The following is a 14581-nucleotide window of genomic DNA, read 5'->3' as shown; positions in this document are numbered from 1 at the left end:
AAACCACGGATAGGGCAATGGGGAATAGTGTTTTTGTGTTGCGTTTCAATTTTGAGAGTAAAATATTTATAATAAGATTTACGTAACTAGTTACGAGTTTTTGATGTATCAACCAAAAAAGGTGGTTCCTTATGCAGGGAGCCCATGTATTGTCTTCACCAAAGGACGGATGCACGCGGTTAATTTTTCGTGGTTTAGTCTTATATTATTGATAATAAAGACGTTTCCTACTCCGCTCTCTTCTATCTGTAAACCCTTTTTTTGGTAAAGTCGGCAAATGAAATTGTATCCGGCACCGCCGTCCTATCGGCATTTTCAATGAAACGTTACCCATAAGTCAGGCCAATTGTCCAACGTTTTTTGTAAACCCTTCGGAGGGAATCGAATTGAATGGGTTCATGCTTTGTGGCAGCAATCCCTTTTTCAGCGTCTGAAAAGGACTGTATTTGTGCCAATGAAGATCGTTGAATCAGCAATAACCCCATTATCAGTTTAATAGATTTCATACGTTAAAGCCGTTTCCAATATTTTGTTCCGCTGAAAAAACCATAGCTTGCATTGATTTTTAAGGTTTTGTCATCTTCCAAATAAAGCGTGGCGTCAAGGGTTCTCTTTGCTTTAGGCTGAAAGATGGTGCCACAGCAGAATTTTGTATCACTCTTCTTTTCAAAGTCCCTTAGCAATACAATTTTTCCATTTTCTTGTATCTGTTTGTTTTGTTCGGCATCTTCCGAAGAAATCAACCGACCAAAATACTTCCCCTCTTGTTCATATATGAAGATGGTGATACCTTTTTCGGTATCCTTCCACTGCCCCTCTATTTGTGCGTGTGCACGAAAAGAAAAGGCCGTTAAGATCGATACAAAAAACAAAGTCACGGTTTTGGTTAGCCACTGGGTTTGTCTCAAATTCATGGGAAATTTCATGCTTGTTCTTGGTTGCTTTCCCCGAAATTACGGCCTATCCTGCTCCAGGTATTTATTGAACACAGTGAACTGAACATAGCTATTGGTGAATTGAACAAACATACCCTCAAAGGGACATACCTGGTAAATCAGTTCAACCGTACCAAAAAATCCCCCCATCCCCAAACCCCCTTTCCGCCCCTGGGGGCGAGCGCCCAGGCGAAGGGTGCAGCGGTGGCGCCGCGCTCGATTTCTTTCTTCAGCATCATCTTGTTGCTCCTGATGCAGTTCAACTCAAAAAGGAAAAGTAGCATCGTATTATTGGCAGCCTCTTTTGGGATTTTCGGAGTAGTAGCGGGCTTGTCGTTTACTGATAATAACCTGATTTTTACAATTTTTTGGGCATTATCGCTTTGGCAGGAATAGTCATCCACAACGCGATTGTTTATACCGAACAAGAAAAAATTACCGCCAATCATGTAGACGGCCCTGCCAGATTCCGCTGACGGGGAGCACCTCCCACAAATTTTCCCTCGCGGCGGGGCCACCGGATCGGGTTACAAGGGGCAGAAAGGGCGGTTCTTCCGGATGAATCGGGACAGGCTGTACCTCCCCGCAGCCCGGCTCGTCGCTCATTTGATTCGCTTTTGCAGGTCATTTCTTCACGCTTGGTCCTGTTTTCATCCCTCCCGATTTATCGGGACAAATGCATGTTGCTTCGGGACAGCCTGTCCCGACTCCATCGGGACCAGTCCTGCGCTTAAGGGATACCGATTGAAATCGGCACGGGCTATTTACCCGTTGGAACGCTCAACTTTTTAACCTATATTCACCATTCAAGGCACACACCACGTGTTAACGCCATACGGGTTTCAGCGGTTTGCGGGCGGTACCGGTAAACTATGAAACCGGTTCCTCTAGAAACTGAACCGCCAAAATTAACTCTACTCCAAAAAGAGCGTCTCGAAGATTACCGTATGAATAACGTAAAGGCCATGAAGACTTGTTTGTCCCTGCTGGTAAGTTTGGCTGCCGTCCTGCTGCTGACACCCACTGCCGCTGCGCAAGAAAAGATGCGGATAATTCTGGATACTGATGCCATGGCGGAAGTAGATGATCAGCATGCGCTGGCGTATGCGCTTTTCAGTGGCGACCATTTTGAGGTAGAAGGTATTACGGTCAACCGTGGATCGGATTATCCCGAGCGTACCGAACGCCGTCCTTATTTTGGTACAGTAACTATCGATGACCATTATAAGGAAGCGGTAAATATGGCCAGGATGTGCGCTTCTTCTGACGTCCCGGTTCTCAAAGGTCCCGCGGGAAATTACCGTCAAATAAAGGGGGATAGTAACCATTCAACTTTTGATGGATCCGGTGCGGTCAATTTCATCATTGAGCGTGCGCATGCACCATCAGACCGTCCCCTCCACATATATGCGATGGGAAATCTCACGAATGTAGCACTGGCACTACTAAAAGATCCCACGATTGCACCCAAGATTGAAATATGGTGGATGGGGACCGAATGGCCCCAGAACTATGCATGCAACAACCATGCGGGCGATCTCGATGCAGTGGATGCGCTCCTCGCCAATCCGCAAAACGTGGCCTTCAATATTATTCCCTGGCCACATAAAGGGGTAACTTTCGCTGAAATAAAAGGTAAAATGACCGGCAGAGGTCCCCGGGTTAGTCCTGCCGTACCTGGTTTAAGGGGTGAAGGCCCCGATTTCGCCAGTTTTGGCGACTATTCAGTTCATCTTTTCGATAAGTTTGTTGGGGCGAGGCAAAAAGAACACGGACGTTCTCTGTTGGATATGGTTGGTTTGGCTGCTCTCAAAAACAATGTTGGGGAATTTACTCCTTACGAAATGGGGGCGCCTTCATTCGTAGTAGAAGAGGCGTCCCAAACCGGGTCGCAAGCGCACAGATATCCTGGAACATGGGTGGAAAATGCTGACAATCCCCGAAGAGTGACTATGTGGAGGGATCCAAACCGTGACGCCGTATACACTGATTTTTTTAATACCATGGACAATTACGTGCTTGCCGGATCTGTTCCCACTAAGGATGTATCCCACCAGGCAGCATACGCCGCGCGTGCAGGGACGATTGTCCCAATCGACGGGCCGGTGCTGGCCGGCGAGCCCGTGACATTCACCCTCAAAGGCAATCCGGGCGACCCCCACTGGCAGCTGGGGGACGGGTCGACGGCTGAGGGTGCATCAGTCACCCATACGTACCAGGAACCCGGGGTATACCGCGTCGTCATGGGATCAAAGGTGGGCGAAAAATTTAACGAGCTATCCTCCGCCATCTTGCGGGTCCACACCCCGGAAACCGTGCACTTGCCGCAGGTCCTTCTCGATACCGATGCCCGCAATGAAATTGATGATCAGCATTACATTGCCTATGGCCTGTTCAGCAACCTGGACGTGCTGGGTATCAACAGCATCCATCACGGTCCTTTCCGCTCTGATCGCGGTGGGCAAGCACAGGAGCAAATGAACTATGGCGAGATTATTCATATCCTTGCACTCTGCCGCCAGAGCGACCTGTTGAAGCATCGTCCCGAAAATCAGATGCCGCTGGTCTTCCACGGATCAAACCTGCCGTTGGAGGTTCCAGCTAGCGGAAACTGGTTGGACACGCAGCCAGTCAAAACCGAAGCCAGTGAAGCGATTCTTGCCGCGGCTCGTGGCGCTTCGCCCGACAATCCGGTCTGGGTACTTCCTGTCGGCCCGTGTACCAACATTGGCAGCGCGATCCTGCAAGCGCGTGAGGAAGGATTCGATTTGGCAAGCCGCATCAAAATCATTTGGCTGGGCGGTGGCCCGGAACAGGTCAATGTCAGGAGCTTCAATGGGACGAACGATCCCTGGTCGGTTTATGTGACAGGTCGGAGCGGCGCGGAGTTCTGGATCCTGCTCGAGAATCCCACAGGTGCCAGTCTCGCTCTCGACAAACGCACAGATTTAGGCGTTTATCCGGACAACAAGTTGGGAGATTACCTTGTAGCCATTTCGAATATTTGGTCCAAAAGTCCAACAAAGGCACTCTACGACGTGGCTACGATCTCCATGGTGATTGGCAACCACCTTGGGAAAGGTTGGCTGACCCTGGTCGAGCCTTCGGAGGTGCTCGGTCCCGATCAGGAATACCGGTGGAAAAAGGTCGAAGGGCCCACGAATGTTCAGATCATTCGGGAAATCGATGCGGAAGCGATGAAAGCCGATTTCTTCACTACCTTAAATGGCAATCCAACCGAACTGAAGCCAAGACAATAGCAAAAAATGAACGACCCGCTGAAAAATATTTATCCGGTTTCGTCAATAGCCAAGTTTTGAAAATTCGGTATATCCAGATACACGTGCAGCACGATTATCAATCCGGACAGCAAAGAATTCGAGTCAAAAAAACCATTGATAGGTGACCTATTGAACACCGTACAATTAGGAGACTCACGAATTCGCGCGACACTGGAGGTTTGGGGATTCCTCCTTCCGGAAGACTTGAAGCAAGGAACGATTCATACACCAAGAAAATGGAAACGAACCAACCTATCAACATCCTGTTTCCCTTTTGGATCGACATTGATCCGATGGAAAAACTGCTTTTAGTGAATTTTGAGAACGACCCGGATACTACCTATGTAGGCTTTGAACCACAGGTATTTAACGATGCCACCAACGGCGTTGGACACCTACTAATCGGGTGGAGAACCGACAAAAAGGTGGATGTTTATCACCAGCGATCCCTCAATCCGGATCCATCCAAATACACCATAGCCGGTGCCGGACTAAACCAGATGATTCCTGTTGATATGGATCAAGCATTTTTTGACGTAAACGATCGTGGTGTACAGGCCCATTACCGATTCGCCGATGTATCGGGACGAACTGTTGAGATTTCCATCAAGGAAAGAAATGCAAAAAAAAGAAAGCCATTTGGGCTACTGGCACCCATGGGTGATGCAGCCTCCAACCCAAGATCGCTGCCCCTGGTTCTGCTTCAGGACTTCTATTTCGTTAGAAAAACCCATACAGCACTTACCGTTTCCATAAACAATCGCTCCCATACCCTGGACCGCCTTCCGGTGCCGATGGATTGGCAACAAATGATCTTTGCCCGATACAGCCCCAAACCTCTAATTGCCACGCTCAATCCAGCATATAGTGGGATCTTGGAAGGATTTGATGCAGCGATCGGTCAACAAACTGCTGAAAAAGGCAACCGTTTTTATGCGATAAATTGGATCGATCGCCATGCGCACATTAAATCAATGGGTATCCAGAATGCCATTCACCCGCTGACCATGAGTTTTTTTCCATCGTTCCCCTCCTTGAATAGCCTCTCGGAAAACACGGAATTGAAAGGGAGTTTCAGGGTTTCAGGACATGAATCGGTAGGTAGCATTGCCGGAGACTATCTCATTCGCTCCGAGAAGGAGACCATTGGTATTACCCTGGTTCCCAGTAAAGGCTGGAAGCCAAAAACAACCAAATTTTCCACATGGTTTTTATTCACAGTGGTCAGGGTATTTAAAAAATGGCCTACCACCTACCGCTGGGAAGCGGCATTGCAAAAGCGCCCTGACGGTTCCTGGCACATGCAGTCGAAATGGATTCGTACCGGAAAGATTTTGAAAGACTAAGGCACATTCAAAAATAAAAAAGAGACCAATCACATGGCCAAACAAATTGACAGCGAGATGTTGGACCATTTAGTAAATGAAATGTCTGACAAATAAAGTATGTTCCGTGTAGAGCTATGAAAGTCGAGAATAGCGACGGCAGTATCAGCGGCAAAGCCGCGGCTGGCGAGATGCAGGTAGACAGCAAAGTAAACCGGAACAAGAAAAATCACCCGCGACGAAACCGAACAGGGGGAGGCACCATTGGCGTTTTCGTTGCGTGCAATCGATACTATTCCACCGGACAAGGGAGCTATCAACGTAACAAGTTGGGTACCCGGTAGCTCAAAACCGACCATCTCGGGCAAAAAAAGAGGAAATCTATAGGAATTGATGATGGAAAACAGTAGATTTTGTCAATAAATATCTTAAAATCAGGTATGTATGGAAACAGCAGCTATTTCAGTTAATTATTTCGCAATTGCTGCCGGCGGGATCTTGTCCATGATCCTCGGTGCACTATGGTACGGTCCTCTTTTCGGTAAAAAGTGGTTGCAAATCATCGGTGCCGATGCCTTGAGCCCCGATGAAAGAAAACAAATGCAACGGAGCGCCGGTCCCTTGTACTTGGTACAATTTGTACTTACCCTATTTCAAGTCCTTGTGCTGGCACATTTGATTGCGGACACCTCCCGCGCAAGCGGTATAGAGCGGGCGCTATGGATATGGGCAGCATTTGTCATTCCAACGCTTGCTGGCGCCGTGATGTGGACAAATGAAAGTAGCAAAATGAAATGGGCTCGCTTTCTTATTCAGGGCGGGTACCAATTGACCCTGTTTTTGATCTTTGGGATGCTTCTTCAATTTTGGAAGTAGGCCGAGCCGGGTAATTTCCGAGGATCGGTCACTGGAAAGCGCAGGAACCTAAAACAGAAAATGGGCATGCTGTGCGAAAAGGCAAGTAGCTCCTAGCAGTGTTTCGACGAAAGTTGGCGAATTGTCCACCACTTGAAGGTTCGGTAGCGTATCGGTGCCTGCCTTTCAGGTTACCGGTATACGCAAAGAAACGTGCATGCGATGACACAAGAACTGTATCAAAAAGCAATAAAATTTGCCGCAGAAAAACACAAAAATCAAAAAGTACCTGGGACAAACGCAAACTATTTGTTGCACATTTCGAATGTAGCAATGGAGATATTGCTCGCTTATACCGTGGACGCTAATTTTGATCTAAACTATGCCTTGCAATTGGCGTTACTGCACGATACCCTCGAAGATACCGACACCAACATTGCTGAATTACGTGAAAATTTTGGGGAAAGGGTGGCTTTGGGGGTTCAGGCACTTACAAAAAATGAGCGCCTGGGGTCGAAAATCGACCAAATGACGGACAGTTTGCATCGAATCAAGGAGCTGGAGAAAGAAGTCGGAATGGTAAAGCTAGCTGATCGCATAACCAATCTTCAAGAACCACCAAAACACTGGAAAAAAGATAAGATTAACCATTACCTGAAGGAAGCAGCCCTGATCAATGAGCTATTGGTTGACACGCATGCCTACCTGAACGCCCGCTTACGGAGTAAAATAGCTGCGTACCAAAAATACGCTGAATAAAGACAACTGCCCACGAGGGTAGCCTGGGCAGTACCGGGTGGTTGATCCCATGTGACGTCACAGATACCTCAGGTTTGTGCCGAAACCAGGCGCTTTAAGCCCCTTGGCTGTTTGGCGCCAATGAAGATTTTTTTCGTGTTTACCTTCCGGGTTTTGGAATTCTTGACGGTACCTTACAAAAAGATTTAGCAAAAAACAACGAAAGAAGGGCATCCATGTACCTTCGAACAATAGAGGTACATAATAAATTGGTGGGCATTCAGCGTTCAACAGGTATGAACTTCTATTTAGATGGAATCCCCTGGCAAAAAGGTAAAATAGCAATCAGGTAACTAATAAACCCTTTTTAGAGGTCGCCACTCGAAGTGTAGGCCTTTTTTATTTTGAATTGACAGACAATTACAGAATTTTTAAAACACCTGTTTTTATAGGAGAAATATTTTTTATCCTTTTAATTGACATTAACAGTATTTTTTTATAAATTTTATTCAAATTACTTTCCATTTGATGCCATGCAAATTTCAACTCAGCATAAAAATCAATTGATTCAAATTTCATGTACAAGCCCTTCTATAATCCAGCCGGGAGAAAAGCTTCTGGTCAACTTGCACATTACCGCGTTGCAAAGGTGTAAGCTTGATCAATTGACCTGGAAGCTGAAACAGATTACCAATGGAGTTGTCAAAAATGAAAAAGACGGTATGGAGTTATCGCTGGATTTACAGGAAGGAGAATCATTCGAACAGCAGGTAGTTTTTACGAGCATACCAGGGAAGGAAGGCTTTGGGGAAATCCCGATTACGCTACATTTTGCTCCTTTGGGAAGCTCAGAAAAGCCCTTCAGCTGGAACCTTTGGATTTCTGTGTTTGAGCGGGTAACGGCCAATGATAAAGAAGGACTAAACGATAATTTGAGGAAAAAACTGGTCGATGTAGTCAATTCCAGAACCAGAAACGGACATATATTTATGGCTGATCACGTACGCTTTTTCTCTGAGTTCCTCAATATAGAAGTACCTGAAATCATTGCTTCTATGATGACGGAAGAAATGCTTCTTAAAGAGGAAGGCTTGCCTGTAAATGAAGAACTATTTTATGCCATCGTTACCGGCAACATCCAATTTTACGGAATGGAAAAACTGGAGCTGATCTACGAAGAAAATTGCGAAGAAAGCGATAATAAATTTGAAATCGATGATGCACGTGAGGTAGCCAAAGCAGGCATTTAACGGCATTTTTTGTTTAGCACCTTAAACAAAACCATTATGTCATGGGCAGCAGGTTTTACATTGGCGGTTGAGATTAACCAAACGGTTATAAATCTTGTGTTGGATAAATTTTTACAGCATCTACTGGCACAATTAACGTATCAGGCAAAGCTGGGACGAATAGGTTCGTTCGAGGCCACTGTAAAAGACCTGGAACTATTGGATTTGGAAGATCCGGCCCCACTTGGCGGCGTGGCATCGGACCTGCAGGCACAGGCTGATTTCAAGATGAAGCTGTTCGGCATTCAGATTGTCAATACGACCATGACATTTACCATCAACGATGTAGAACTTGATTTGTCGAGAACCGCCGCTGGCTTACCCAAGGGGGTGGTCATTAAAATTACACCTACCCTATCTGTAAAAATCAGTTTTTCAGGTGGCAATTTCATGGTAAAATGGCTATTGAACGGTATAGTTGCTCCGCTCGTTTCCTTTGGCATTTGGATGGCTTTCAAACTGATCCGGAAAGTGGAAATACCGGTTTGGGACCTGATTGATATTTTTGGCATTCTGGGCTTGAGCTTTGCACCAAATAGCCCGCTACTGACCGCCCAGAGAACTGTACTACCAACTTCATTGCTCCTGGCTTCCGATTTTAACCTGACCGCCCCATCCATGGGTGTAGGCCAGCAATTAAAACATTTTAACCCTCCAAATACCAGCATTGGAGCTGTGGTGAATGATAAGGTGATCAGTGCAGCAGTTCAAATTGCAATTTCAAAGGGATGGGTCCCTTCACAATTCCGCGTAGCAAGCTGGAAAATCTACCTTAATTCCATTCATGTTGGGTTTGAACAAGACAAGGTCGTGGCTACCGGATCATTGAAAGCAAAGCGGGGAAAATGCTGGTGCCGTGTAAAAGCCAAAATATCCTTCCGTGCCGCAGTTTCTCCGGAAATAAAAGGAGCACCCACCCAGCCTAAACTGGATTTTATTTACGATGCCAATATCAATACACAGATTTCCACTTCCGGTATGCTGGTAGTTTTAGGCGTTATCCTCTTTGCTCCGGTATTTATGTCATTGACCATCTCCATGTCTTTCCTCATCAACATTGTACTGAACCATTTTTTACCCTTTACTACCAGCTGGCAACAAAACGGGTTGCAGCTATCGGTCACAGCCAATTCAGTTAATTACACAGGTTTCACACCTTTATCTATGCAGTTTCCGCTTCAGCTGAGCGGAAGTGGCTCTTACGATTTGACAAACTTCAGACAGTTTACCCTTCCAGGAAATGGGCCTCAAATGCAGGTGGAATATACCAATGAAAGTATTGCCATTCAACCAAACGAATTGCGCCTTGCCATTGATTTACAATAGCAAAATATTTCTTTGTCAGAATACTCCTACCAGGCCTGAAGGGTCCGTCAAAACCTGCAGTTTACAGATAAAGTAAGTTTGCCGGATTAATCGTTTTTTTTTTCGTATCCGCCCGAAGGATCAGCATTTCCAGGAAAGAGGATGTACCTTTTCAATCGATGAGTGAGTAAGTGCAGATGGATAATAATTCCTTGAAAATTTAGTGAGGCCCCTGGCACCAGGCAGCAAATATTATATTTTATTTTCGGAAATCACTCGGCGTAATTTTATACTTTAACTGAAAGGTACGGGAAAAATAATTTGGATCTGAAAACCCAACCTCATAAGCTATTTCTGAGATGGTCATTTCGGTTGTTTGCAATAATTTCATCCCCTTTTCCAGGCGGATGGAGCGAATAAACTGAGAAGGGGTTTTTCCGGTTAATGCTTTTAATTTGCGGTAGACCTGCATTTGACCTATGGCTACCGAATCGGACAATTGGGCCGGACCAAATTCAGAATCATCCAGATTGACCAGAACTGCCTCTTTGAGTTTTTCCAGGAAGGTCTCTTCCGGGCCGGGAGTTGTGGTGGGAGCTGTTTCTTGTGGGGAATCCTTTACTAAGTTCGAATACTTTTTCTGAAGCTTTTTTCGGATAGCAATGAGTTGGGCAATCCGTGTCTTCAATTCTTCTTTGTGGAAGGGTTTGGCCAAGTAGGCATCGGCCCCATATCCCAGGCCTTCGACCCTGTCTTCTTGCGTAGCCCTTGCCGTGAGCAATATGATAGGGATGTGACTTGTCCGCTCGTCCTTTTTAAGGGCCTCACATACCTCAAAGCCATTCTTTTCCGGCATCATCACATCGGTAATAATAATATCTGGTATTAGAGCAAGGGCTTTATCTATACCTTTTTGTCCATTTTCTGCCGAATAAAAAACATAATTCTCCAATATGCTTTCAACATAGGTGATGATATCGCGGTTATCCTCGATGATCAATATTATCGGGGAACCTGCTATCCTTGAATTTACCTTTTTTGAAGAAGAACCCTCCTTGACATTTGCCATCTTGTCGGTACCCCACCCGGGAACCCAGTCAAAAACAAAATTACCAGGGGCACTATCTTTAAAAATTGGCAACAGAACATGAAAGACTGTACCTTTTCCCACCGTACTCTCTACATCTATACTTCCCTTCATCATATCCACAAGCTCTTTGGTCAAGGCCAGGCCTATCCCGGTTCCTTCATCTTTTGGAGTCGAGGAGGTGTCTACCTGATAAAATCTGTCGAATATGTGAGACAATTGATCGGGTGGTATACCGATCCCGGTATCTATCACCTTTATGTGTAGTTTTGCGTTCCCTGCATCCATTTTTTTCTCTACATGAAAAATAATCTTACCCTTCTTCTTGGTAAACTTGATCGCATTGGACAACAGGTTATAAACGATCTGCTGTATCTTTTTTTCATCAAAATCCATGATCACTTCTTTGTCTTCTGAAAAGAAAGTAAGATGAATGTGCTTATCCTGCGCCATCGAGTAGAAAGATTCTGTCAGGTATTTCAGGTAAGTGATGACATCTCCTTGTGCCATATTTAGTTTCAGGTGCCCGGCATCAAGTTTGGAAAGATCGAGCAGTTGGTTGATCAACCTGAGCAGGTTATTCCCATTTCGGTAAATCAAAGAGATTCCCCGACTGAATTCCTTTTTACTAATGGGCCATGCACGTTGATCGGCAAGTTGCTCGGCCACTCCCAGTATTACGGTAAGCGGGGTTCGGAATTCGTGGGTGATATTGGTATAAAATCGATTTTTAAGGACATCCAGTTCCTTTACCCGACGGGCTTCTTGCTGCTCCAACTTTCTGTTGACCTTATAACGGTAAAAAGAAAATAGTACAAGTCCGACCAAAGCTGACCAAATGAGGTAAGCCCAGGAACTTCGCCACCAGGGTGGATGGATTATAAAAGCGTATTCAAATGGTTCGCTCCATATTTGTTCGATACCAGCAGCCTTTACCTTAAAGGTAAATGTTCCGGGAGGCAACCCCCGGTAATCCACCCTGTCTTCTGGACTGGCCAAGCTCCAGGCATTGTCCAGCCCATCCATAAAATAGCTAAACTGTACCTGGTCCGTACGCGGATATTGGAAGGCTGAAAAGCGAAAACCCATGCTGTTCAAATGATGAGGCAATTCCAAGTCCGTAGGATAATTATGGAAAGGTACTGCTTCTTTAAATTTCATCCTGGTCAGCCCCAACTCCCGTTCCTTTTCCGACCAGTATGCTTTACCTGTCCGGCTACGTTCCGACAAGGAATGGAAATCGATAGGATTTTGGTCGATTTCTACCGAGGTCAACTCGACCCTTGGCGTTTTTTGAATGGGGTATACGCCAGCGGGTAGCATCGAGACCGACTTGTTGTTCCCCCACCAGATGCGCCCTTCTTTATCGAGCAGTGTCGCATTGGCATAGAATTCACCACCGTGCAACCCGTCGGCATCGCAATAGTCCAAAATCTTATAAGAGAGACCCTCTTTTTCCTGATCCTGTACCAGCAAATTGAGGCAATCTCCTGCACCCACCCAAATGTTACCTGCCCTATCTGCTGTAATTGTCCAGATATCATTGCTGCTCAGCCCATCTTCAGTGGTATAGGTAGTGAAGGTTTCCTTTTCCCTGTTAAAAAGGTTCAATCCCTTATCTGGGGAGCCAGCCCAGATATTCCCGTTTTGGTCTTCCAGCAGCGAAACAATGGAATTGCTGCTCAATCCCTCATTTTGCGTGAAGAATGTAGTGTACGTTCCATCAAATTTTCTTAATCCGGCTCCAGCGGTTCCTGCCCAAATAGTACCCTGCTGGTCAGTAATCAGTGCCCGGATAGTACCGGTCCCCGGGTATTTGGTAAAAGAGCTACCGTCATATTTGGTTAAGATGCCCGTTCCTGACCCAAACCAGATAGCACCATCCTGGTCTTCAGTAATCGCAAAAACATCATTATCGGGCAAGCCTTCATTTTGGGTGAACCACAACAAGTGATTTCCGTCCCATTTATATAGTCCTCCCAAGCTTCTACCCCCTTTTATTGCGCCCATCCAGATATTGCCCCGGCCATCTGCATACAAAGACCTGATGACGGCTCCAGGATTGTTTTCATCCTGCTTGAAATAACGGAAAAGGGTATAGGTGATGCCGTCATATTTTATAGCTCCATTGTTCCCATGCGTACCGAACCATACGTGCTGTGTAGAATCTTCTGCGATTGCAGAAATATCCGCGTTTTTTGACACCCCTTCAAAATTAGTATGCTGTATCACTTTCGGGGAGATCCGTTGTATCCCATACCCATTGGTGTTTGCCCATACCCTGCCTTCAGTATCTACCAAGCTCACCTTTGTGAGGGCCCTTACATCGGGAAAGACCTGATTTGTTCCATAAAAAGTAAATTGTTCACCATCAAAATTGCTTATAGCAGAAGAAGCGTGTACTCCCCATATCGTTCCGTTTTGTTCTATATTCAGTCCAATTAATAAATCTTCTTGTAATCGAGGTGAAGTAAAAAATACTAAATTTTCCATTGAAAACCGGCAAAGGTAGATGCCATTGGCCAGCCATAAAATCCCTTCTCCGTCCATTATCAGACGGTAATTCACGTTGATATAATCGATAGAGAAGGGGTACTGAACAAAACCTGCCCTGAGGTCAAAACTACTTATCCCTGCTTTATTGATGGTCCATAAAACCTCGTCATTGTCCTCTATAAGCTGATTGATGTTGAAATCTATATCCATCTGTCCGGTGGCATAACGAATGAGGTGTCCGTTGTGAAATCTCCCTATTCCGTTACTTAAATTAAGCCAGATCCTGCCCTTCCGGTCTTCCATGATACCTTTGACATATTCTCCTGGAAAATCGCTGGTATAATGGTAAACAATGAGTTGTTCCCCATTGAACCTGCCAAGCGACTGGTAATCAAGTGTCATCCACAAATCCCCGTTTTTATCTTCCACCATGTTACTTACATTCGGTTGAACTATGAATGGACTCAAATCATAACTCAGGAAACTTTTTCCATCATATCGGATTAGGCCGTCTGTGCTCCCCATCCAATAATACCCTTTGGCATCTTCAAAAATTGAATTGATAAAATCACTGGGTAGGCCTTGTTCCATGTCCATAAACTGAAATGGCCGGGTATTCATGGAAATGCTACGGAAAGGCAAGGCCCTGGAATAAACGGGCATGGGGATGGGCAAAGTATCGGCAGTAAGGTCTATTTGTTGAGGGGGGGGCACACCGTTTTGCCCCGGAATGTACTTTGGCAGATTTTCTGGCCATTGGGTCACCTTGACCCGCTCTACCGGGTATTTTTTAGGTTGTTTAGCAGGAATAATATAAGTACTCGTATCGACAGACACAGGAGGAGGCAATGTGTCGGAAGAGATCCTTTGTCCAGCCAATAGGTAAGGTACGCCCGTGGGGATGGTATCTCCTTGGGGGGTTTGGAGCACTACCTCGATTTTTGATGTACCAGAAATTTTGTCCCCGGTACTATTAGCGCCCTCCTGACAGGAGAAGCAAATAATAGCCAGTAACAAATGGCCCGGAACGTTCCGATTAAAACAAATTGGCCCGGACCTGAACCATACAAAGGAATATTTATACATTTATTTAGGTAGTACTAAGAATTTAATGTAAGGTTTTAGGTAAAAAGCTTTAGTAATGTAATATAAATCCTGTTTTTTGCAAAATATGTGCGGGTAAAAGTTCTGTCTGAATGCCATATTTGTATAGGCCGGATTAATAACAAACCCGCCCATTTTTCACCTCCGTCAGGCCATTAAAATAATG

General features: G+C 45.5%; 10 protein-coding genes. 7 read left to right on the top strand and 3 right to left on the bottom strand.

The features are described from left to right. Positions 1 to 509: 509 nt before the first annotated feature. Complete coding sequence (locus BMW71_RS16315) at positions 510 to 926, bottom strand: DUF2147 domain-containing protein (protein WP_092176376.1); 417 nt, start codon at positions 924 to 926, stop codon at positions 510 to 512. Between the two features lie 128 nt (positions 927 to 1054). After that, on the bottom strand, positions 1055 to 1339 hold the full coding sequence (locus BMW71_RS23550; protein ID WP_143057654.1) for a hypothetical protein: 285 nt from the start codon (positions 1337 to 1339) through the stop codon (positions 1055 to 1057). A 468-nt stretch (positions 1340 to 1807) separates the two neighbouring features. On the opposite strand from BMW71_RS23550, the gene BMW71_RS16305 reads away from it, so the two are divergent. The 7 genes from BMW71_RS16305 (at position 1808) to BMW71_RS16275 (ending at position 9749) form a co-directional block, all read left to right on the top strand. Continuing rightward, the gene (locus BMW71_RS16305) at positions 1808 to 4195 is read left to right on the top strand and encodes a nucleoside hydrolase (RefSeq protein WP_092176371.1); all 2388 of its coding nucleotides are present in this window, start codon (positions 1808 to 1810) and stop codon (positions 4193 to 4195) included. Positions 4196 to 4452: 257 nt separating this feature from the next. Continuing rightward, positions 4453 to 5562 carry a hypothetical protein gene (locus BMW71_RS16300; RefSeq protein WP_143057653.1) on the top strand — a complete coding sequence of 370 codons (1110 nt, stop codon included), beginning with the start codon at positions 4453 to 4455 and terminating at the stop codon, positions 5560 to 5562. Positions 5563 to 5678: 116 nt separating this feature from the next. Next, on the top strand, positions 5679 to 5885 hold the full coding sequence (locus tag BMW71_RS16295) for a hypothetical protein (RefSeq protein ID WP_092176365.1): 207 nt from the start codon (positions 5679 to 5681) through the stop codon (positions 5883 to 5885). A 100-nt stretch (positions 5886 to 5985) separates the two neighbouring features. After that, positions 5986 to 6417: a DUF1761 domain-containing protein gene (locus tag BMW71_RS16290; RefSeq protein ID WP_092176363.1), complete on the top strand. Its 432-nt coding sequence runs from the start codon at positions 5986 to 5988 to the stop codon at positions 6415 to 6417. Between the two features lie 201 nt (positions 6418 to 6618). Further along, positions 6619 to 7155 (top strand): HD domain-containing protein, encoded by a 537-nt coding sequence (locus BMW71_RS16285; protein ID WP_092176360.1) that lies wholly within the window; start codon positions 6619 to 6621, stop codon positions 7153 to 7155. A 455-nt stretch (positions 7156 to 7610) separates the two neighbouring features. Then, the gene (locus BMW71_RS16280; RefSeq protein ID WP_143057652.1) at positions 7611 to 8384 is read left to right on the top strand and encodes a hypothetical protein; all 774 of its coding nucleotides are present in this window, start codon (positions 7611 to 7613) and stop codon (positions 8382 to 8384) included. A gap of 36 nt (positions 8385 to 8420) precedes the next feature. Next, complete coding sequence (locus BMW71_RS16275) at positions 8421 to 9749, top strand: hypothetical protein (RefSeq protein ID WP_092176355.1); 1329 nt, start codon at positions 8421 to 8423, stop codon at positions 9747 to 9749. Between the two features lie 238 nt (positions 9750 to 9987). On the opposite strand, the gene BMW71_RS16270 is transcribed toward BMW71_RS16275, so the two are convergent. Beyond that, positions 9988 to 14241, bottom strand: a complete 4254-nt coding sequence (locus BMW71_RS16270; protein WP_177179681.1) for a hybrid sensor histidine kinase/response regulator transcription factor — start codon at positions 14239 to 14241, stop codon at positions 9988 to 9990. Between the last annotated feature and the right edge of the window lie 340 nt (positions 14242 to 14581).

Origin of the sequence: Cyclobacterium xiamenense (genome assembly GCF_900109255.1) — a bacterium.
Lineage (GTDB): Bacteria > Bacteroidota > Bacteroidia > Cytophagales > Cyclobacteriaceae > Cyclobacterium > Cyclobacterium xiamenense.
Note: the sequence above shows the minus strand (reverse complement) of the source record. Positions and strands in the feature narration are given on the sequence as shown.

What these genes read in the sequence shown, in the direction of transcription:
- BMW71_RS16315 (WP_092176376.1), bottom strand. Translation starts at nt 926, where the DNA reads ATGAAATTTCCCATGAATTTGAGACAAACCCAGTGGCTAACCAAAACC.
- BMW71_RS16305 (WP_092176371.1), top strand. Translation starts at nt 1,808, where the DNA reads ATGAAACCGGTTCCTCTAGAAACTGAACCGCCAAAATTAACTCTACTC.
- BMW71_RS16300 (WP_143057653.1), top strand. Translation starts at nt 4,453, where the DNA reads ATGGAAACGAACCAACCTATCAACATCCTGTTTCCCTTTTGGATCGAC.
- BMW71_RS16295 (WP_092176365.1), top strand. Translation starts at nt 5,679, where the DNA reads ATGAAAGTCGAGAATAGCGACGGCAGTATCAGCGGCAAAGCCGCGGCT.
- BMW71_RS16290 (WP_092176363.1), top strand. Translation starts at nt 5,986, where the DNA reads ATGGAAACAGCAGCTATTTCAGTTAATTATTTCGCAATTGCTGCCGGC.
- BMW71_RS16285 (WP_092176360.1), top strand. Translation starts at nt 6,619, where the DNA reads ATGACACAAGAACTGTATCAAAAAGCAATAAAATTTGCCGCAGAAAAA.
- BMW71_RS16275 (WP_092176355.1), top strand. Translation starts at nt 8,421, where the DNA reads ATGTCATGGGCAGCAGGTTTTACATTGGCGGTTGAGATTAACCAAACG.